Origin of the sequence: Caballeronia sp. LZ029 (assembly GCF_031451275.1) — a bacterium.
GTDB lineage: Bacteria > Pseudomonadota > Gammaproteobacteria > Burkholderiales > Burkholderiaceae > Caballeronia > Caballeronia jiangsuensis.
In genome coordinates, this window is record NZ_JARUXO010000003.1 from 1469510 (window position 1) to 1488462 (window position 18953).

General features: G+C 63.8%; 18 protein-coding genes. 7 read left to right on the top strand and 11 right to left on the bottom strand.

Annotated elements, in window-relative coordinates; all coding sequences use genetic code 11:
* Positions 1–50: 50 nt before the first annotated feature.
* The 6 genes from QCE73_RS25785 to QCE73_RS25810 are packed head-to-tail and all read right to left on the bottom strand — an operon-like array spanning position 51 to position 7107.
* On the bottom strand, positions 51–1151 hold the full coding sequence (locus QCE73_RS25785) for an ABC transporter ATP-binding protein (RefSeq protein ID WP_309884139.1): 1101 nt from the start codon (positions 1149–1151) through the stop codon (positions 51–53).
* Positions 1152–1181: 30 nt separating this feature from the next.
* The gene (locus QCE73_RS25790) at positions 1182–2771 is read right to left on the bottom strand and encodes an NAD(P)/FAD-dependent oxidoreductase (RefSeq protein WP_309884140.1); all 1590 of its coding nucleotides are present in this window, start codon (positions 2769–2771) and stop codon (positions 1182–1184) included.
* A gap of 15 nt (positions 2772–2786) precedes the next feature.
* A complete protein-coding gene (locus tag QCE73_RS25795) occupies positions 2787–3641 on the bottom strand; it encodes an ABC transporter permease (RefSeq protein ID WP_035498253.1) in 855 nt (284 codons plus the stop codon).
* Positions 3638–4471 carry an ABC transporter permease gene (locus QCE73_RS25800; protein WP_309884141.1) on the bottom strand — a complete coding sequence of 278 codons (834 nt, stop codon included), beginning with the start codon at positions 4469–4471 and terminating at the stop codon, positions 3638–3640. The genes QCE73_RS25795 and QCE73_RS25800 overlap by 4 nt, the downstream gene beginning before the upstream one ends.
* A gap of 19 nt (positions 4472–4490) precedes the next feature.
* Positions 4491–5573 (bottom strand): ABC transporter substrate-binding protein, encoded by a 1083-nt coding sequence (locus QCE73_RS25805; protein WP_309884142.1) that lies wholly within the window; start codon positions 5571–5573, stop codon positions 4491–4493.
* Between the two features lie 40 nt (positions 5574–5613).
* Positions 5614–7107, bottom strand: a complete 1494-nt coding sequence (locus QCE73_RS25810) for an aldehyde dehydrogenase (protein WP_309884143.1) — start codon at positions 7105–7107, stop codon at positions 5614–5616.
* Between the two features lie 140 nt (positions 7108–7247).
* Between QCE73_RS25810 and QCE73_RS25815 the strand changes: the two genes are divergently transcribed.
* A complete protein-coding gene (locus QCE73_RS25815) occupies positions 7248–8141 on the top strand; it encodes a LysR family transcriptional regulator (protein WP_309884144.1) in 894 nt (297 codons plus the stop codon).
* Between the two features lie 96 nt (positions 8142–8237).
* Here QCE73_RS25815 and QCE73_RS25820 read toward each other — a convergent pair whose 3' ends face one another.
* Together QCE73_RS25820 and QCE73_RS25825 are read right to left on the bottom strand one after the other, a co-directional pair.
* A complete protein-coding gene (locus QCE73_RS25820; protein ID WP_309884145.1) occupies positions 8238–8978 on the bottom strand; it encodes a 3-oxoacyl-ACP reductase family protein in 741 nt (246 codons plus the stop codon).
* 187 nt (positions 8979–9165) lie between these two features.
* Positions 9166–10062, bottom strand: coding sequence for a LysR family transcriptional regulator (locus QCE73_RS25825; protein WP_309884146.1), 897 nt, complete (start codon positions 10060–10062; stop codon positions 9166–9168).
* A 105-nt stretch (positions 10063–10167) separates the two neighbouring features.
* Here QCE73_RS25825 and QCE73_RS25830 point away from each other — a divergent pair, with 105 nt between their 5' ends.
* Positions 10168–11283, top strand: a complete 1116-nt coding sequence (locus QCE73_RS25830; protein ID WP_309884147.1) for an NADH:flavin oxidoreductase — start codon at positions 10168–10170, stop codon at positions 11281–11283.
* Positions 11284–11311: 28 nt separating this feature from the next.
* Here the strand turns inward: QCE73_RS25830 and QCE73_RS25835 are convergent, their stop codons facing one another.
* Positions 11312–12280: an AraC family transcriptional regulator gene (locus tag QCE73_RS25835; RefSeq protein WP_309884148.1), complete on the bottom strand. Its 969-nt coding sequence runs from the start codon at positions 12278–12280 to the stop codon at positions 11312–11314.
* 119 nt (positions 12281–12399) lie between these two features.
* On the opposite strand from QCE73_RS25835, the gene QCE73_RS25840 reads away from it, so the two are divergent.
* From QCE73_RS25840 to QCE73_RS25860, 5 genes are all read left to right on the top strand, one after another.
* Complete coding sequence (locus tag QCE73_RS25840; RefSeq protein ID WP_309884149.1) at positions 12400–12939, top strand: carboxymuconolactone decarboxylase family protein; 540 nt, start codon at positions 12400–12402, stop codon at positions 12937–12939.
* Positions 12940–13007: 68 nt separating this feature from the next.
* Positions 13008–14405 carry an FAD-dependent oxidoreductase gene (locus QCE73_RS25845; RefSeq protein ID WP_309884150.1) on the top strand — a complete coding sequence of 466 codons (1398 nt, stop codon included), beginning with the start codon at positions 13008–13010 and terminating at the stop codon, positions 14403–14405.
* 226 nt (positions 14406–14631) lie between these two features.
* Positions 14632–15477, top strand: a complete 846-nt coding sequence (locus QCE73_RS25850) for a DUF3667 domain-containing protein (RefSeq protein WP_309884151.1) — start codon at positions 14632–14634, stop codon at positions 15475–15477.
* A 163-nt stretch (positions 15478–15640) separates the two neighbouring features.
* Positions 15641–16042, top strand: coding sequence for a phasin family protein (locus QCE73_RS25855; RefSeq protein WP_035498264.1), 402 nt, complete (start codon positions 15641–15643; stop codon positions 16040–16042).
* Between the two features lie 295 nt (positions 16043–16337).
* Positions 16338–17870, top strand: coding sequence for a PHA/PHB synthase family protein (locus QCE73_RS25860; RefSeq protein WP_404989815.1), 1533 nt, complete (start codon positions 16338–16340; stop codon positions 17868–17870).
* On the opposite strand, the gene QCE73_RS25865 is transcribed toward QCE73_RS25860, so the two are convergent.
* Both QCE73_RS25865 and QCE73_RS25870 read right to left on the bottom strand, forming a co-directional pair.
* Positions 17831–18274, bottom strand: coding sequence for a nuclear transport factor 2 family protein (locus QCE73_RS25865; RefSeq protein ID WP_309884153.1), 444 nt, complete (start codon positions 18272–18274; stop codon positions 17831–17833). The genes QCE73_RS25860 and QCE73_RS25865 overlap by 40 nt on opposite strands.
* A gap of 18 nt (positions 18275–18292) precedes the next feature.
* Positions 18293–18934, bottom strand: coding sequence for an NADPH-dependent F420 reductase (locus QCE73_RS25870; RefSeq protein WP_309884208.1), 642 nt, complete (start codon positions 18932–18934; stop codon positions 18293–18295).
* Between the last annotated feature and the right edge of the window lie 19 nt (positions 18935–18953).

The window sequence follows — 18953 nt, forward strand, 5'->3', positions numbered from 1 at the left end:
CCAGAAACTGTCGGGCCCCGGCGAGCGAGGCGCGCACGATGATGCGGGTGTCAGTCCTGCAGGATCATCTGGCAATCCTCCGGCGCCCAGTCGAGCAGGACGGGCGCGCCGCGCACATGCGCCGCGGGCCTGCGATTGCCCTGCTGCTGCACGACGATCCGCGTATCGCCGAAGAGCTTCACGTGATGCCGCACCACGCTGCCGAGCGTGATCGAATCTTCCAGCGTGCCGGCGTGACGCCTGCCGTCGGCGATGGCGTTGTCGAGCGCGAGGTCCGTCGTTTCCGGCGCGGGCTCCATGCGCACGCTTTCCGGCCGCACCAGCAGCTTGACCGCCGTGCCGCGCGCGATGCCCGACGGGCTCATCGCGGCATGCAGCATGCCGAGCGGCGTCGAGACGATCGCATGCGGGCCCGCGTTGTCCTGCACCGTGCCCGCGATGAGATTCGCCGTGCCGATGAAGCTCGCCGCGAACACGGTGCGCGGCGAGCGATAGAGTTCGTCGGGCGTCGCGATCTGCTCGACGCGCCCCTGATTCATCAGCACGATGCGATCGGACATCGACAGTGCTTCGTCCTGATCGTGCGTGACGTTGAGCATCGTGATGCCGAGTTCCGCATGCAGGCGGCGAATCTCGAACTGCATCTGCTCGCGCAGCTTCTTGTCGAGCGCGCCGAGCGGTTCATCGAGCAGGATCAGCGCCGGGTTATAGACGATGCAGCGCGCGAGCGACACGCGCTGCTGCTGGCCGCCCGACAATTCCTTCGGCTTGCGCGCGCCGATGTCGGGCAGGCGCACCATGTCGAGCACGTCCTTCACCTTGCGGCGGATCTCGTCCTTCGGCAGCTTGCGCACGCGCAGCGGGAACGCGATGTTGTCGAACACGCTCATGTGCGGCATCAGCGCATAGTTCTGGAACACCATCCCGAGACCGCGCGCGCTCGGCGGCGCATCGGTGATATCGACCCCTCGCACGAAGATCCTTCCCGACGACGGATTCACCATGCCGGCAATCAGATTGAGCAGCGTGGTCTTGCCCGAGCCGCTCGGCCCGAGCAGCGTGACGAACTCGCCCTGCTTCACGCTGAAGTCGAGCGGCGCGAGCGCCTGCACCGCGCCGTAACGCCGCGAGACCTGTTTCAGTTCGATCATGTTCATGGTTCGATCAAGCTCCCGTTCGCGTCAACGCCGCTCGCCGCGCATCACGACCTGCGCTGCATTGTGCCCAGGCACACCGGTGACGCCGCCACCCGGATGCACCGACGCACCGCATTGATAAAGGCCCCTGACCGGCGTGCGGTAGTCCGCCGCGCCCTGTACCGGCCGCCTGAAGAAAATCTGGTCCGCGCTGAGTTCGCCGTGATGCACATGTCCGCCCGGCAGCGCGAAGATGCGCTCCAGATCGACGGGCGACAGCACCTGTGCATCGTCGATGCACTCGCGTATGTCGGGCGCGTGCGCGGCGAGCGTATCGAGCACGATGTCGTACAGACGCTCGCGCTCGGTGTCCCACGAGCCTTCGCGCAGCGCATACGGCGCGTGCTGGCCGAAGATGCTCATCAGATGCTTGCCAGCCGGCGCGACGCTCGGATCGACCGCGCTCGGCGTCATGACCACGAGCGGCGGATGCGGCGAAATCTCGCCGTACTTCGCGGCGTCCCATGCGCGTTCGAGATACTCGACCGATGGCCCGATCCGCACCTGCGCGGGATAGGCGAAGCCCGCCGCGTCCGGGTCGAAGTCCGTGAAGGCGGGCAGCCGCCTGAGCGCGAGATTGACCTTGAAGGCAGTCGATCGATCGCGTATGTGCGCGACGCGCGCCAGGAACTCGGGCGCCACGTGTTCGGCCTTCACGAGCTGCTGGAACAGCACCTTGGTCGCGACGTTCGATATCACGCAACCGGCCTCGATGTGCTCGCCCGATACGAGCCGCACGCCTCGCGCCCGCTCGCCTTCGATCAGCACTTCGGCGACCGGCGCATCGCAGCGCACTTCCATGCCGTGCGCCTTGCCCGACGCCGCGATCGCATCGGAAATCGAACCCATGCCGCCGCGCACGAAGCCCGCCGGTCCCGCGTTCGTCGCATGGTCGCGAATGAAGCCGCGCAGCAGCACGTAGGCCGATCCCGGCGAACAGATGCTCGTGGCCGCGCCGCCGCACGATGCATAGAAGCCCAGCGCCGTGATCATCTCGTCGGACTCGAACCAGCGCGCGAGAAAATCGCGCGCCGAGAGCGTGAGAACGTCGTAGAGATCGTAGAACTGCGCGCCGAGATCACGAAAACGCCAGGCGAAGCCGAGCAGCTTGCTGCGCGCGGCGAGCGCATGGTCGGCGGGATCGGGCGGCGTTTCCCACAGCAATTCCGACACCACCTTGCCGAGCTTCGTCATGTGCGCGCGATACTTGCCGTAGGCGTCGGCGTCGGCCGGACTGAAGCGCGCGATATCGGCGTGCAGACGCTCGCCCTCCGCGCGAAGCATGAGGCTGCGCCCCTCGCCGTACAGATGCAGCATCGGCGGCGGCACGATGATCTCGTAGCCGTACTTCGCCAGCTCCAGTTCCTCGATGATGCGCGGTTGCAGCAGCGCCATCGTGTAGGACGCCGTCGATACGCGATAACCCGGCCACACGGCCTCGCTGACAGCCGCGCCGCCCGCGATCCCGCGCCGCTCCAGCAGACACACACGGAGTCCCTTGCGCGCGAGATACGCGCCGCACACGAGGCCGTTGTGTCCCGCACCGATGATCACCGCGTCGTACTTTTTCGCCATGTTCGTGTCGATTCGTTATTGATCGGCGGACCGGTCGCGGCGCTGCAAGGCCATGATGCCGAGACAGGCCACGAGCGAGATCAGCGTGAGCATCGTCGAGACGGCCGCGAGCACGGGCGACACTTCCCAGCGGATCGCGCTGTACATCTTGACCGGAAGCGTCGTGGTCTGCGGACCGGAGATGAAGTACGCGACCACCACTTCATCGAACGACAGCAGGAACGCGAACAGCACGCTCACCGCCACCGACGCGCGAATCTGCGGCAATACCACCTGAAAGAAGATGCGCACGCGGCTCGCGCCCATCACCAGCGCGACGGCTTCGAGCGACGCGTCCGCGTGACGCAGCCCCGAGCCCACCGCGATGACGACGAACGGCACGACCAGCACCGCATGAGCGAGCGCCAGCCCCCACACCGTATTGACGAGCGCGAGCGCCGAGAACTGCTTGTAGATGCCGAGCCCGAGCACGACGACGGGCACGAGCATCGGCGTGATCGCGAGCGATTCGAGCACGCGCTTGCCCGGAAAGCGGCCGCGTGCGAGCGCATAGGCGCCGGGCACGCCGACCGCGATCGAGATGGCCGATGCGAGCAGCGCGACCATCACGCTCGTCACGCACGCGCCCCACCATGCCGGATCGGACAGGAACTGCGCGAACAGCGCGAGCGAGAAGGTCTTCGGCGGAAAGCTGAGCTCGCTGCCGCCGCCGAACGAGATCGGCACGATCACGAGGCTCGGCAGCAGCAGGAACAGATAGCCGCACCATCCGCCGACGGACCCGAGCACGCGCAACGCGCCGCGCCAGTCGCGGCGCTTCGTCTCGGGTTTCGCGTAGCTATTGCTCACGCGGGTAACGGTATCGATCATGCGAGCGCCTCCCTGCTCTGCTGCACGCGTCCGAGCATGGCGATGAGCACGGCCGAGATCGCGAGCAGCATCATCGCGATGGATGCCGCGAGCGTCCAGTCGAGCGTCTGCCGCGTATAGAAATCGACGAGGTTGGCGAGCATCATGTCGCGCGGACCGCCCAAAAGCGCCGGCGTGATGTACATGCCCATGGAGAGCGTGAGGCACATCAGCACGCCCGCGATCACGCCGGGCATCGACAGCGGCAGCGTGATGCGCGCGAAGATCATCCACGGTCCCGCGCCCATTAGCTCGGCGGCGAACTTGAGATTGCGGTTCTGCGTCGTCAGGCTCGTGAGGATGGGCAGCACCATGAAGGGCAACAGGTAATTGGTCATGCCGATCACGACGCCCGTGCGATTGAATATCAGATCGGGATGCCACGCATCGCCGGACAGCCAGCCCGCCAGCTTCGCCACGATGCCCGCGCTGCCGAGCACCACCGTGAACGCATAGCTTTTCACGAGAATGCTGGTCCAGAAAGGCAGCATGACCATGACGAGATACGGCGCGCGTTTGGACGACGGCAAACGTGCGAGATGCAGCGCGACGATGTAACCGAGCACGAGGCTCGTCGATGTGGCGAGCGCGCTGATCGTGAGCGTGTTGGCGAGCACGCGATGAATCAGCGCGCTCGTCAGAACCTGTTCGTAGCCGCGCAGCGTGAACGCGTGCTCCCAGACGCTCGACCAGCCGACCACGCCCAGCGGCCAGAGGAAGAACACCGCCAGCAGCGCGTACAGCGGCAGCAGCATCACGACGACGGCCTTCAGGTTCAGCGTGTAGTTCATCGCGCGCGCTCCGTTTCGGTTACGTCAGCATCCACGTCGTGAAGCGGTTCTGCAGCGCATCGTAGTGATCGCCCCACCATTGATCGTCGATGACGATGCTGTTCTTGTCATGCATGTCCGGCATGCGCGCCTTCGCGGCGGCGGAGACAAGCGGCATCGCCGCCGCAACGTTCGGCGCGAATTCCACCATTTCGCAGAACGCCGCCTGACGGTCCGGGCGCAAACAGAACGCCACGTACTGCATCGCGGCGCGGGTGTTCTTGCCGTACTTCGGCACCGCGAGATATTCGAGGCTGTTGAGCGTCTGCTTCATCGACATCTGGATCGAGGTGCCCGCGCGCTGCGCCGGCAAGACGCGGCTGAGATACGTGTAAGTGAAATCGAGCTCGTTGCTCGCGATGAGCGTCACGGTCTCGGGCGTCGTCTCGATCCACTTGCGCACCGCGGGCTTGATGCGGTCCATCGCCTTGAACGCGCGCTCGACATCGAGCGGATAGAGCTTGTCGGGCGAGACGCCGTCGGCGAGCAAGGCCATCTCCAGGTTCTCGCTCACGCGCGGACGCAGCCCGCGCCGGCCGGGAAACGCCTTCGCGTCCCAGAACTCGGCATAGGTCGTCGGCGGCTTGCTGCTTCGTTTCGGATCGAAGCCGATGCCGCCCGCATACGAATACGTGCCGACGAAATCCGCGCCGGTCTTCGTGATCAGGCCATCCACCTTGACGATGGACGGATCGAGCTTCTCCCACATGCCCTGGCGCGAGCCCGCGACGATCTGCGGCCCGATGCTGTCGAACACGTCCCACGACACGTTCTTCGATTCGACCTGCACCTTCATGCGCGCGAGGTCCGCGCTGTTGACGAGATTCACCGCGATACCGGTTTCCTTCGTGAAGGGTTCGGCGAACGCGCCGCGAATCGCGGCTTCGTAAGCGCCACCCCAGCACGTCACGCTGATGCTCTTCGACTGCGCGCGCACGATGGCGGGCGCGCCCAGCAGCGCGGCGCCCGCGAGCGCGCCCGCCTGCATGAGAAAGCCGCGCCGCGAGCGCGACGAGGTATCGGATACGGTTGCGACTGCGACTGCGACATCGGGCGTTTTCATGGTGGTCTCCGTGACTGCGCGAGAGGTTAGGAGCGATGCGTCATCCGGCGATCCAGATCGCCTTCCAGTCCATGTATTTATCGAAGGCGTGCATCGACTTGTCGCGGCCGAAGCCGGATTGCTTGAAGCCGCCGAACGGCGAGGACATGGTGCCGCGGTCGAAGCAGTTGACCCATACGACGCCCGCCTTCAGTTGCCGCGACACTTGCTGCGCCCGCGCGACGTTCGACGTCCAGACGGCGGCGGCAAGTCCGTAGATGGTGTCGTTGGCGATGCGCACCGCTTCTTCCGGCGACTCCACCGTGATCGCCGAGAGCACCGGCCCGAAGATCTCTTCACGCGCGATGCGCATGTCATTGCTGACGCGATCGAACACGGTCGGCTCGATGAAATAGCCGCCCGATTCGGGCCGCGCCGCCCTTCCGCCCGCGATGATGCGCGCCCCGTCGGCGCGACCCGCATCGATATGCGACATCACCGATTCGTGCTGCGTCCGGCTGACGATCGCGCCCATCTTCGTGGCCGGATCGAGCGGATCGCCGGGCACCAGTTCGCGTGCGATGGCGGCGACCTTGTCGAGCAGTTCGTCACGCACGGCGGCATGCACGATGAGACGCGAGCCCGCATTGCAGACCTGTCCGCTGTTGCCGAAGATGCCGGCGGCGACGGCGCGTGCGGCGGCATCGAGATCGGGGCAATCGTCGAGCACGATATGCGGGCTCTTGCCGCCGCATTCGAGACCGACTCGCTTGATGTTGGACTGACCCGAGTACTGCATGAAGAGCTTGCCGACCGCCGTCGAGCCGGTGAAGCCGACCGCATCGACATCCATGTGCAGGCCGAGCGCGCGCCCCGCCGTCTCGCCGTAACCGGGCACGACGTTGAGCACGCCGGGCGGCAGGCCCGCTTCCATCGCGAGCGCGGCGATGCGGATCGCGGTGAGCGGCGACTGCTCGGCGGGCTTGAGCACCACCGAGTTGCCCGACGCGAGCGCGGGGCCGAGCTTCCAGCTCGCCATCGACAGCGGATAGTTCCACGGCACCACGGCCGCGACCACGCCGAGCGGCTCGCGCACGATCATCGTGGTCATGTCGGGCGCGGCGGGCGCGGTTTCGCCGTAGAGCTTGTCGATGGCCTCGCCGTACCACTGGATGCAGGTCGCCGAGCTGACGATGTCGCCGTTATAGGCATTCGCGATCGGTTTGCCGACGTCGAGCGATTCGAGCAGCGCCAGCTCCTCGCGATGCTCCATGATCGACTGCGCGAACTTGAGCATGACCGCCTTGCGTTCGGCGGGCGCGCGGCGCGACCACACGCCGGCTTCGAATGCGCGGCGCGCGCTGGCGACGGCCACATCGACATCTTCCTTGTCGCACTCCGCGATCTGCGCGATCGTGCGGCCCGTCGCGGGATCGATCGTCGCGAAGGTCTTGCCCGATAGCGCGGGCACGTAGCGTCCGTCGATGAACGCACGGCCTTCTGGCCGGATCTCCTGCGCGCGGGCGCGCCACACCGATGCGTCGGGAATGCTCACAGCAAAGCTCCTTGATGGATGAGTGGATTGCGTGCTTCCTCATGCGGTGAACCCAGTGTACGGTTTCAAATCCATGAAAACCAATACATTCTGCTAAGCTTGGTCCTGCCAGAAAGTTATACCCTTGCCGAGTCCAGCCCATGCTCAAAGTGCGACATCTGGAGATCTTTCGTGCGGTCGTGAAGGCGGGGAGCGTTTCCGCCGCCGCGCGTCTGCTGTATGTGTCGCAGCCCGCCGTCACGAAGACGCTGCGCATGCTGGAAGAAGAGATCGGCCTCACCTTGTTTCTGCGCGTGAAGGGACGGCTCGTATGCACGCCCGAGGCCGAGGCGATCCTGCCGGAAATCGAGCGGTTGTTCGGCAGCGTGCAGTCGATCGCGGAGACGGCGCGCGAGATCCAGCAAGGACAACGCGGCTCGATTCGCGTATCGACCGTGTCGATGCTCGCGACCACCATCGTCGCGCGGGCGGTCGGCGAATTCCGCGAGACGCATCCGTATGTCGAATTCGATATTCGCGCGTTGCCGACGCGTCACGTCGTCGAGTACGTGAACAACAATCAGGCGGACTTCGGCATTCTCGACGTGGCCGCGCCTTCGGGCACGCTGGAAGTCGAGGAGTTCTGCAGCGCGGAGTTGCGCTGCGTAATGCGAGCCGAACATCCTCTCGCGGCGCGCAAGATCATTACGCCCAAGATGCTCGACAAGGAGACACTCGCCACCTTCGGCGAAGACACCCTGACGGGCTGGCGTCTTCGCGAGGCGTTCCGGGGGCAAGGCAGGATGTTCACGAGCGTGTTCGTGTCGAACAGTACGCCGGTGCTGTGCGCGCTAGTGCGTGAGGCCAACGCGGTGGCGCTGGTCGATCCGTTCGCGCTCGTGGGCCGTTCGTTCCCTGACCTGATCGCGCGGCGTTTCTCGCCCGCCGTGCCCGTCGAGCCGCGGTTCCTGTTTGCGCCTGGCCGGCCGCGCTCGGTGATCGTGAATCAGTTCGTGTCGCAACTCAAGAAGACCGCGGATCAGATGTCGGTCTAGCGACGAAGGCGTTGCGGTTATCGCGCAGGTCGAAGCCTGGTGTCCTGTCGGTCAACCAGGCTATCGGCAGCAGGTGGCATCGTCGTGCCCTCGACGCTAGGCGTTCGTGCCGCCGTCGATCGTAAGATTTGCCCCGGTGATGTACGCCGCCTCGTCGCTGGCAATGAAAGCGACGATCGCCGCGATTTCATCGACCTTCCCGTATCGCTTGAGCGCGGTCATCGCCAATTGAGGCGCTGCCCAATCGCCCGCCGCAGGATTGAGATCAGTGTCGATCGGGCCAGGTTGAATATTGTTGACCGTGATACCTCGTTCGCCGACTTCCCGGGACAGGCCCTGCGTGAACATCCGTATGGCCGCCTTCGTCGCGGAATATGGGACGAGGCCCGGAGTCATCATTCGCTCTCCGACGCACGAGCCGATATTGATGATGCGACCACCGGCCTTCAGATGCTTCAGGGCTGCCTGCGTTGTCAGAAACACCCCCCGAACATTCAGGTTGATGACGTGATCCAGTTCCTCGATCGTCGTCTCTTCGAAGGGTTTCGGAATCGCCGTCCCTGCATTATTGACCAGGATGTCCAGGCCACCGTAGGCGGCAACCGTCTGCTGCACCGCCTGATTGATCGCTTCCGGCTTCGCTGCATCCGCCTGGATCGCAATCGCTTCTCCGCCGGCGCTTTTTATTTCCTTGACTACGCTTTCAGCGGCATCCCCGCCCTTGGAGAAAGTAATCGCCACGCGCGCGCCGTCCGCGGCCAGTCTCTTCGCAATGGCAGCGCCGATGCCCCTCGAACCGCCCGTCACAAGGGCAACCTTATTACTTAGCTTAGTCATAAGAACTCCGTGTTTTCGGTTAGTCGAACGGTCCGCTTCGGCTTCCAGATGACAAAGCGCGCCGGGCGTGCTGATTCAAGCCCCGTTATTTATAGGCGGTCGAAGAGTCGTGAACTGTCTTTACTCACGGCGAATGTTCGGCGGCCAACATTTCTCGTTGATCTCCTGTTGATTGGGCAGGAAGCGTTCAGCGTCGATGTCCTTCGCCGAGTTCGTCGATCTGACTCTGCAACGCGCCGAGAAAGACACTCACCCTGTTTGGAACGTATCGCCTGCTCGGCATCACCGCCCAGACCGACAAGTCCTCCATCGCCGCATCCTCCAAATGAATCTGCACGAGCGAGTTGTCGGCTAATTGCCGGAAGACGTCCCAGTACGTCAACTGCGCGAGCCCGAGACCTTGCACGGCAGCGCTCCGCGCCGCTTCGACACTCGTCGTGGTGAAACACGCATCCACGCGCTTGCGGATCAACGCTCCGTCGACGACAAGCGGCCACCGTCGCACCGCGCTCAGTCGGATACAGGCGTGATCGTCCAGATCGGCAACCGTCGAGGGTCGTCCGTGTTTCTTCAGATAGGCCGGCGCGGCGCAAACGAGGCGCGGATTGGCAGCGATCTTCTTCGCCACCAGCTCGGAGTCCTCCAGGGGCGCAATCCGCAAGGCCACATCGAGGCCCTGCCCGACGATATCGACCTGACGATCCGAAAGATCGAGGTCGATGCGAAGCTCCGGATTGGCTTCGAGCAAGCCCGCAAGCATGGGCAGCACGACCGATTGCCCGAACCCGCTCGGCGCCGTCAGACGGAGCACGCCCGACGCCTTTCCCGGCGACGGGCTGAGCTCGGCGCGCGCGCCGGATTCCGCATCCACCATCGCCGTGGCAAATGGCACGAACGCTTCGCCTTCGGCAGTCAGCGTGAGCGACCGGGTCGTCCGATGAAAGAGCCGCACGCCGAGATCTTCTTCCAGCGCGGCGATGCGACGCGACACCTGCATGGGAACGACGTCGAGCTGGCGCGCCGCAGCGGAAAGACTGCCCGCCGACGCAACGGCGAGAAAGGTTCGAACGTCTGGAAGGAACATGGTTTATATCCGATACCGTTACGGCGGCTTCACCTTTCGATGTCTGTTTTCCCGCCCTCCCAACGCCTAGGATGAAGTCACTTTCCTTCCTTGACGAGCCGCGAAATGAACGACTTCACCTCGCAGATCCTTACCCCGTACGCCGGCAACGGCATTGCAGTGCGCAACCGCATCGCAGTCGCCCCGATGACGCGCATCACGGCCACCGAATACGGCCATCCGACACAGACGATGTTCGACTACTACAGTCGATTCGCGAAAGGCAGCTTCGGCCTTGTAACGACAGAAGGCATCTATACGGACAAGGCGTTTTCGCAAGGATACCGTTTTCAGCCTGGCCTGGCCGATGACGAACAGGCGCGCGCATGGGCAGCCTTCAATCGCGACATGCAGGCACATGGCGCACGCGTATTCGCGCAACTGATGCACGCAGGCGCGCTGAGTCAGGGCAATGCTTATCGGAAGCACACGGTGGCGCCATCGGCCGTTCGACCCAAAGGCGAACAGATGGCGTTCTATTACGGCGATGGACCGTATCCCGAACCCCGGCAGATGACGGATGCCGAGATCGATGAAGCGATTCAGGGCTTCGTGCAGGCGGCGCAGCGCTCGGTGAATATCGGCGGATTCGGCGGTGTGGAAATTCACGGCGCGAATGGCTATCTGCTCGACCAGTTTCTGGGCGCGCATACGAATCTCAGAAACGACCGTTGGGGTGGCAGCACGAGGGCGCGAGTACAACTGCTCGTCGATGTCGTTAAGTCGGTCCGGCTCGGCGTCGGCGATGCAGTGCCGGTCGGCATCCGCATCTCGCAGGGCAAGGTCAACGACTTCGCGTCGAAGTGGCCCGGCGGCGAGGCGGACGCCGAAGTGATCTTCGGCACGCTCGCCGATGCAGGCGTGAACTTCATCCACGTGACCGAGCACGAAGCGTGGCAGCCCGCATTCGAAGGCACGCGCGACAGCCTCATCGCGCTGGCGCGTCGCTACGCGCCGAACGCGACGATCATCGCGAACGGCGGGTTGCATACGGCCGAGCGTATCGCCCATGCGCTCGGGTCCGGCGCGGACATCGTGACAGTCGGACGCGGCGCGCTCGCCAACCCCGATCTGCCGATGATGCTCGCGAGCGGGCGCGAACCGAGGCAGTTCGATAGCTCGATACTGCAACCCATCGCCAGCATCAAGGACGACGAGTTGGCGATGCAGCTCTCCGCCTGAACGCGGTCGTGAGCGCGGGCGCGTATCCTCAGTCCTCTACACGCGCCTGCTGCGTCTCCACATTCGAGCGCCGCCAGTGCGCCGGCGTCATGTCGAAGTGCTGACTGAACGCGCGCCTGAAGGCCGCGACGGATTGGTAGCCGATGGTCTCGGCCACCACTTCGGTCGAGACGCCTGGCCTCTTCAGCTCATTTGCCGCCAGCGCCATTCGGACGCTGGTCAGCAGATCGATGGGTGAACGCCCCACCTTGTTCTGAAAATGACGGATCAATGTTGCGCGCGACATGCTGCATAGACTCGCCAGTTCCGGCAGCGTCCAGTCACGCGCCGGCTCGTTGAAGATCGCGGCGAGCGCGGGCGACAGACGCGAATGTCCCGCGAGCGTCAGCAGACCGGCGGGCGCTTCGTCGGACTCCGCGCTCGCACGCAACGCCAGCGCGAAAAGCGCCGCCGACAGCGCGTTCATCATCGCGTAGCCGCCGAGATTGTCGGCGATCGATTCCGTCCGCATCAACGCGACGAGACCATTCAACTGTTCCAGCGCCGCGCCCTGCCCTCTGCCCTTCGCTATCGACGTACGGACGACGAGCCGCGCCGGCAGATACGCACGAACGAAGCGGTCATGCGGCGGCGCGAGGATGATCCGTCCGCACAGCATGTCCAGACGCTCGCCGGCACCCTTGTTTTCGCTGATGATCAGGTTCAGCGCCGCGCGTTGCCGGGCAGGCTTCGGCCGCGCCCCGCTGCCATCGCGAAGCGTATGCGCCGAACCGTGCGTGAGCATCACGATGTCTCCGGCGCTCAAGTGTTGCGGCTTGCCGCCGGGCGTCTCCAGCACGGCCGATCCACCGAGCACGATGTGATACGGCATTTCGCCCGCGTCTGAATCGGCGTAGATCACTTCCCACGGCGCGCCGTACGAACAGCGAAGTTCGAGCTGACCGCGCACGGTCATCATGCCGAGCAGGCGGCTCAGCCAATCGATCGACATCGACATGCTTACCTCGAATGACACGATGAGACTTTTGAGCATGATATTGAGAATTTAGCGACTCAACAAGCTCATCCGGCGACCCTAAAGTGGAGGCTCCTAACCACCACCGAACGAGGTCAACCATGAGTCGCATCGCCATTCCCGCCGTCGCCAACGCCACCGGCGACACTGCCGACGTCTACGCACGCGTTCGCAAGATCGCGGCCGGCAGCGTGCCGAACCTGTTCGCGGCGCTCGGCCATCTCGCGCCGGCGACGTTGAACGCCGCGCTCGACGCCGAAGGCGCGCTGACCGCCAGCAGCCTGAGCAAGCAGGATCTGGAAACCATCAAGCTGCTGGTCAGCGAGCAGACAGGTTGTGACTACTGCGTCGCCGCCCACGTGATGCTAGGCAAGATGACCGGTCTGACGCCGGAAGCGCTCAGACAGATTCGCGCCGGCCAGCCGACCGGTGATGTCAAGCGCGATGCGCTGATCCGCTTCGTGCGGCTTTTGCAGACGACGCGCGGCACGATCGGCGCTGACGAACTCACCGCCATCCGCGCCGCAGGTTATCGCGATTCGCAACTGGCGGAGATATCGCTGGCGATTGCGATGACGATCTTCACCAACACGTTCAATCGCATCAACGACACCGACGTCGATTTTCCGCCCGTCGAGTAATGCAGACACTCGCAAGCGGATTCGTCCGCTCCACATCAATTCATCCGTTAGCTGATTGGGAGAAGGTCATGTCTCAGATCGAACAGTTCGATACGTTGATTCTCGGTAGTGGTCAGGGCGGCAAGCTTCTGGCGTGGCATCTGGCGCGCTCGGGGCAGCGCGTCGCCGTGGTCGAGCGGCAGTGGGTGGGCGGCTCGTGTCCCGCCGTCGCGTGTCTGCCCAGCAAGAATGAAATCTGGAGCGCGCGCGTGGCGCATCTGACGCGGCATGCCGCCGATTTCGGCGTAGCGACGGGAGCCGTCGCCGTGGATATGACGAAGGTTCGCGATCGCAAGCGCGGCATGGTCGAACGGGAAGCCGCGTTTCACGTGCAGGCGTATGCATCGAGCGGCGCAGAGCTGATCATGGGCGTCGGACGGTTCGTCGGGCTGAAGATCATCGAGGTGCGGCTCAATGACGGCGGCACCCGCACGCTCGGCGGCGATCAGGTGGTGGTCAACGTCGGCACGCATGCCGCGATTCCGGACGTGCCGGGCCTGGCGTCGGCCGATCCATTGACGCACATCGGCGCGCTGGATCTCGATCGCGCGCCATCGCATCTGATCGTGATGGGCGGCGGCTATATCGGCGTCGAGATGGCGCAGGCGTATCGGCGCTTCGGCAGCCGCGTGACGATCATCGAGCGCGGTGCACGACTGATGGCCCGCGAAGACGCGGACATCGGCGACGAAATGCTGCGCATACTTCGCGCGGAAGAGATCGACGTCGTGCTGGACGCGCAGACGATCCGCGTCGAGGGGCACTCGGGCACGCAGGTGCGCGTCGTCGTGCGCACGTCTTCGGGCGAGCAGACCGTAGAGGGCAGCGACATTCTGGTCGCGGCCGGGCGCATTCCGAACACAACCGATATCGGCCTGGAGCATGCAGGCATCGAACTGGACGAGCGCGGCTATATCCGCGTGAACGATCGGTTGCAAACGTCGGCGCGCGATGTGTGGGCAATCGGCGAGGTCGCGGGCAGCCCGCAATTCACGCATGTTTCCGTCGATGACTTCCGCATCGTGCGCGACAACATGGCGGGCGGACATCGCAGCACCGGCGATCGGCTGATTCCATACACGCTGTTCACCGATCCGCCGCTCGCGCGTGTCGGCCTGAGCGAAACCGATGCGCGGCGCGAGGGCATCGCCGCGCGCGTCGCCACGCTACCGATGAGCAGTGTGCTGCGAACCGAAGCGACCGACGAAACGCAGGGCTTCATGAAGGTGCTCGTCGGCGCGGAAGACGACCGCATTCTCGGCTTCACGATGATCGGCTCGGAAGCGGGAGAAGTGCTGGCCGCGATGCAAACGGCGATGATCGCAGAACTTCCGTATCCGAAGCTCCGGGATGCCGTGATTTCCCATTTGACGATTGCCGAAGGTCTCGGGCCATTGCTGTCCAGGTTGCCTGAGCGCGCCGTGTAGTAGTGGCGCGCGGTAGCTCGGGAGTCCGAGCTACCGCGCCTGTTCGTAGCATGTGCCGATCTGTTCGTCGTCTAAACTGCTTCCATGGCGCAGAGCCCGTGGCGCCCCCTCGACGGGTGAGATTCGTCGCTGTATCGCGCAGATGATACGGCCGCAGGGCTCACGATCGACTCTGTTAGTCCGACTCTGTTAGTCCATATGTACGAGCGGTCCAACGGAGGACGTCATGTCTGCGACCGAACCCTGGATATGTCCGACGTGCGCAAATCACGTCACCACACCGTTCTGCCCGATGTGCGGCGAGAGCCCGCTCCGGCCTCCCGACCTGACCCTGCGCGGGATCGGAACGAAGCTCCTGCACGCGGCGACGACCATCGACGGGCGCCTGCTTCGCACGATCTGGATTTTGCTACGCCATCCCGGCGAGCTGACGGTCGCGCATCTGAACGGAAAGCGCATGCCTTATGTGCCGCCGTTCCAACTGTTTCTCATCGCCAACGCGTTCTTCTTCGCGATGCAGTCGCTGACCGACACTCAGGTCTTCGGCTCGACGCTGCAGTCCCATCTTTATCTTCAGGACTGGAGTCCGCTCGCGCGGTCGCTGGTGGCCGAACGCGTCGCGAAACTACGGACGGACCTGCCCCAGTACACGTCCATTTTCGACCGTGCGGCGGTGCTCAATGCCAAGTCACTCATTATTCTCATGGTGATTCCGTTCACGCTGCTGTTGTGGATGACCTTCCTCCGCGCGCGCAAGCCATTCGTCACATTTGTCTATTTCTCGCTCCATCTCTATGCGTTCCTGCTGTTGCTGTTCTCGCTCGCGCTCGGCGTCGCGGCCATCGAGGTCCGTCTCGGCGGCCTCGGACTCGATTCACCTGTCGTCGACAACCTTCTTTCGATCCTCAATCTAAGCCTCTGCGGCGGCTATGTGTTCCTGGCATTGAACCCCGTCTTCGGCTCTCACGGCATGACAAGGCTCCTTAAAGCGGCAACTTTGGCGCTGACGGCTGGCCTCATCGTTCTAGGCTACCGATTCGCGATCTTTCTCATCACGCTATACACGGCGTAACCACGGAACATCTTGTGCAAAGCGTGGAGCACGCTGCGCCCGGACGGCGTAAAGTGATGTCCGCGAGGCCCGGTTCTCGACGGCGCCACCCCAAGCCGGCGAACCGCACGAGCGTTCCACGAATCCAGCATCGCGATCCACACAAACAACCCAGGAGACAGTCATGGCTGACCCAAAGAATCCCTTCGAAGATCTGACCAGGATGCTCGAACAGTTCAAGGTGCCCGGCGTCGACATGTCGGCACTGGTCGAATCGCGCAAGAAGGACATCGAGGCTATCGTCGAAGCGAACAAGACCGCGTACGAGTCCATGCAACTACTCGCCCGCAAGCAGACCGACATGCTCACGCGCGCGATGCAGGACATTCAGGAGGCGGCGAAAACCGGTATCAGCGATCCGGGCAAGCAGAACGAATTCGTCCGCAATGCCTGCGTGAAAGCGCTCGAAGACATCAAGGATCTCGCGGAAATCGCACGCAAGTCGCAGGCCGACACGATGGCGAACATCACGCAGCGCGCCAACGAGCACGTAGACGAAATAAAGAAGATGCTGCAGCGAAAATAGCGCAGTTTCGTCCAGTCGGAATCCGCACCCCGGCGCGCCCTGTCTGACGACACGGCGCGCGGCGTGCCTTTGACGATGACCCCAGGGAGACAACATGGCCTCGCCGTTCAACATGCCGGAGGAGTTCGTCCGGGGGTTTTTCAAATCCGGGCAGACGCTGCTGGAAGCCTATATGGGCGTGGCCGGCAACAAGACCGACTCGCCTTCGAGGTCCGGCAGGACATTGCCCGGGCTCGCGCTCGCGCAGGCTCAGGCGCATTACTGGCAGCAGCAGATGGCGCTCTATGCAGGCATGATGGCGAGCGCGACCGGCCAGAAGCCGGCGCCCGCCATTGAGCCGGAGCGCGGCGACCGCCGCTTCAAGTCGGATTCCTGGCACGACAATCCGTGGTACAGCCTCCTCAAGCAGACTTATCTGCTCAATTCGAAGCTGCTCAACGACATGGTCGAAGCCGCGGATATCAACGCAAAGGAGAAGCACAAGCTGCGCTTCTACGCGCGCCAGTTCATCGACTCGATGAGTCCGGTCAATTTCGCCGTCACCAATCCGGAGGCGATGCAAACCGCGATCGAGACGCAGGGCAAGAGCATGCGCACGGGGTTCGCGAATCTGCTCGAAGACCTCAGGCGCGGACGCATATCCATCACGGATGAAAGCGCCTTTGAAGTCGGGCGCAATGTGGCGGTCTCGAAGGGATCGGTGATATTCGAGAACGAACTGTTTCAACTGATCCAGTACGCGCCGCTCACGGAGAAGGTCGCCGAGCGGCCGCTCGTCATCGTGCCGCCGTGCATCAACAAGTTCTATATCCTCGATTTGCAACCGGCGAATTCGTTCGTGCGCTTCGCGTGCGAACAGGGGCAGACCGTGTTCCTCGTGTCGTGGCGAAACCCCGACAAGGAACTGGGCCACATCACCTGGGACGACTACATCGAAAGCGGCGCGATCAAGGCGATCGAAGTGGCCCGCGCGATCAGCCGCGCCGACAAGGTCAATGCGGTCGGCTGGTGCGTCGGCGGGACGATACTGTCGTCGGCGCTGGCGGTACTGCGCGCGCGCGGCGAAGATCCGGTCGCGAGCCTCACGCTGCTCACGACGATGCTCGATTTCAGCGATCCCGGCGACCTGGGCGTGTTCATCGACGAAGTAGGCGTCGCGCAGCGCGAGCAGACCATCGGGCGCGGCGGCATTTATTCGGGCGGCGAACTGGGCTTCGTGTTCCAGACACTGCGTGCGAACGATCTGATCTGGCCGTATGTCGTCGACAACTACCTCAAGGGCGGCGCGCCGCAGGCGTTCGACCTGCTCTACTGGAATGCCGACGGCACCAACCTGCCCGGGCCGATGTACGCCTGGTATCTGCGCAACATGTACCTGGAGAACAATCTGTGCCAGCCGGGGCGGCTCACCATGTGCGGCACGCCGGTGGACCTCGCGCGCATCGACATGCCGAGCTATATCTTCGGCACGCAGGAGGATCACATCGTGCCGTGGCAGGGTGCGTACCGATCGACGCGTCTCCTGGGCGGCGAGACGCAGTTCGTGCTCGGCGCGAGCGGACATATCGCGGGCGTGATCAATCCTGCATCGAAGAACAAGCGCTCCTACTGGATCGACGGCAAGCCCGGCGACGATCCAGAAGCGTGGCTCGAATCGGCCACTTCACAGCCGGGAAGCTGGTGGACGCACTGGAGCAAGTGGCTGCAAACGTACGCGGGCGAGCAGGTCGCCGCGCCGAAGAAGCTGGGCAGCGCGAAGTTCCCGCCGATCGAGCCCGCGCCGGGACGTTATGTTGCGAAGCATCCACCGGAGGCAACGCTCGCTTGAGCGTTCATGGTCTCGCAGGCCCGCGCCAGGGCTTGCGTATCGATATATTCCCGGATGTTCGCGAGCTTGCTATTTCTGACGGTAATGGCGAAGACCCAATCGTCCTTGAACGTCTTGTTCGTCGCTTTGATTTTGCCCGTAGCGACGCCGATGACCAGAACCCGGTCTCCCTGCGCGACGAATTCGGGGGGCTCCGGGTATGTCATTTCCACCTCGTTCGAAGCCTTCCGAAGCACGTTCGCCAATCCCGCGTGCCCGCTATGCGTGCCGGCCAGCGGCCAGTCCTCGCCCGGAATGATCCACTCGATATCTTCGGCAGCCAACGCCAGCAGACCTTGCTCATCACCGCGACCGATTGCTGCAAAGAAATCCTTCACGATCTGGACATTCTCTTCAGTGCTCATCGAATTCTCTCCATTTCATCAGTCGAACTTGACCAGGTCCTTGAAGATCAGTTGACCCCAGCTGTTTCCGCGCCCCTGCACGAGTAGTCCGCCTTCCGAAAGTCCGCCAAGTTCGATCGGCGAGAAACCGAGATTTTCCGCAAGCGCACCGATCTCCGCTGCGGCCCCTTCATCGTCGCTCGCCAGGAACACGACTCGCCTCCCGCCATGTACGGCCGGGTCTTGCGCGAGGACCGCGGCGGCCAGATGATTGAAGCCCTTCACCAGCCTTCCATCAGCGAAGGCCTGCGCGACGAACCTGGACGAAGCTTGTCCTCCCAGCTCCTCGGGGGGCACGCCGTAGGCATTGGTCACGTCGACGATGGTCTTCCCCTGCCAGCTCGGCAACGCCTTCGCGACATCCTGGTGCGACGCGAAGCCGACAGCCAGGAAGACAATGTCCGCCCTGACCGCTTCAGCCAGTTTCGTTGGAATGATCGTGGGTCCGATGGCGGCCGCAGCGGACGCAAAGCTTTCCGGGTCGCGCGTGGTCGCGACGCATACTTCGATGCCGCTTCGGGCAAACGCCTTGGCAAGCGCCTGGCCGATCTTGCCGAAGCCAATAATTGCGTAGCTCATTTTTTCTCCTTTGGTTTCACCCGCCCTGCGGGCCGCGAGTATCGAATGGAGTGACCGGCAG

Excerpts from the sequence above, each read along its gene's own strand:
- QCE73_RS25845 (WP_309884150.1), top strand. The coding sequence starts at position 13,008 with ATGTCTCAGATCGAACAGTTCGATACGTTGATTCTCGGTAGTGGTCAG.
- QCE73_RS25860 (WP_404989815.1), top strand. The coding sequence starts at position 16,338 with ATGGCGAGCGCGACCGGCCAGAAGCCGGCGCCCGCCATTGAGCCGGAG.
- QCE73_RS25795 (WP_035498253.1), bottom strand. The coding sequence starts at position 3,641 with ATGATCGATACCGTTACCCGCGTGAGCAATAGCTACGCGAAACCCGAG.
- QCE73_RS25785 (WP_309884139.1), bottom strand. The coding sequence starts at position 1,151 with ATGATCGAACTGAAACAGGTCTCGCGGCGTTACGGCGCGGTGCAGGCG.
- QCE73_RS25825 (WP_309884146.1), bottom strand. The coding sequence starts at position 10,062 with ATGTTCCTTCCAGACGTTCGAACCTTTCTCGCCGTTGCGTCGGCGGGC.
- QCE73_RS25835 (WP_309884148.1), bottom strand. The coding sequence starts at position 12,280 with ATGTCGATGTCGATCGATTGGCTGAGCCGCCTGCTCGGCATGATGACC.
- QCE73_RS25855 (WP_035498264.1), top strand. The coding sequence starts at position 15,641 with ATGGCTGACCCAAAGAATCCCTTCGAAGATCTGACCAGGATGCTCGAA.
- QCE73_RS25865 (WP_309884153.1), bottom strand. The coding sequence starts at position 18,274 with ATGAGCACTGAAGAGAATGTCCAGATCGTGAAGGATTTCTTTGCAGCA.
- QCE73_RS25840 (WP_309884149.1), top strand. The coding sequence starts at position 12,400 with ATGAGTCGCATCGCCATTCCCGCCGTCGCCAACGCCACCGGCGACACT.
- QCE73_RS25820 (WP_309884145.1), bottom strand. The coding sequence starts at position 8,978 with ATGACTAAGCTAAGTAATAAGGTTGCCCTTGTGACGGGCGGTTCGAGG.
- QCE73_RS25830 (WP_309884147.1), top strand. The coding sequence starts at position 10,168 with ATGAACGACTTCACCTCGCAGATCCTTACCCCGTACGCCGGCAACGGC.
- QCE73_RS25800 (WP_309884141.1), bottom strand. The coding sequence starts at position 4,471 with ATGAACTACACGCTGAACCTGAAGGCCGTCGTCGTGATGCTGCTGCCG.
- QCE73_RS25815 (WP_309884144.1), top strand. The coding sequence starts at position 7,248 with ATGCTCAAAGTGCGACATCTGGAGATCTTTCGTGCGGTCGTGAAGGCG.
- QCE73_RS25805 (WP_309884142.1), bottom strand. The coding sequence starts at position 5,573 with ATGAAAACGCCCGATGTCGCAGTCGCAGTCGCAACCGTATCCGATACC.
- QCE73_RS25850 (WP_309884151.1), top strand. The coding sequence starts at position 14,632 with ATGTCTGCGACCGAACCCTGGATATGTCCGACGTGCGCAAATCACGTC.
- QCE73_RS25790 (WP_309884140.1), bottom strand. The coding sequence starts at position 2,771 with ATGGCGAAAAAGTACGACGCGGTGATCATCGGTGCGGGACACAACGGC.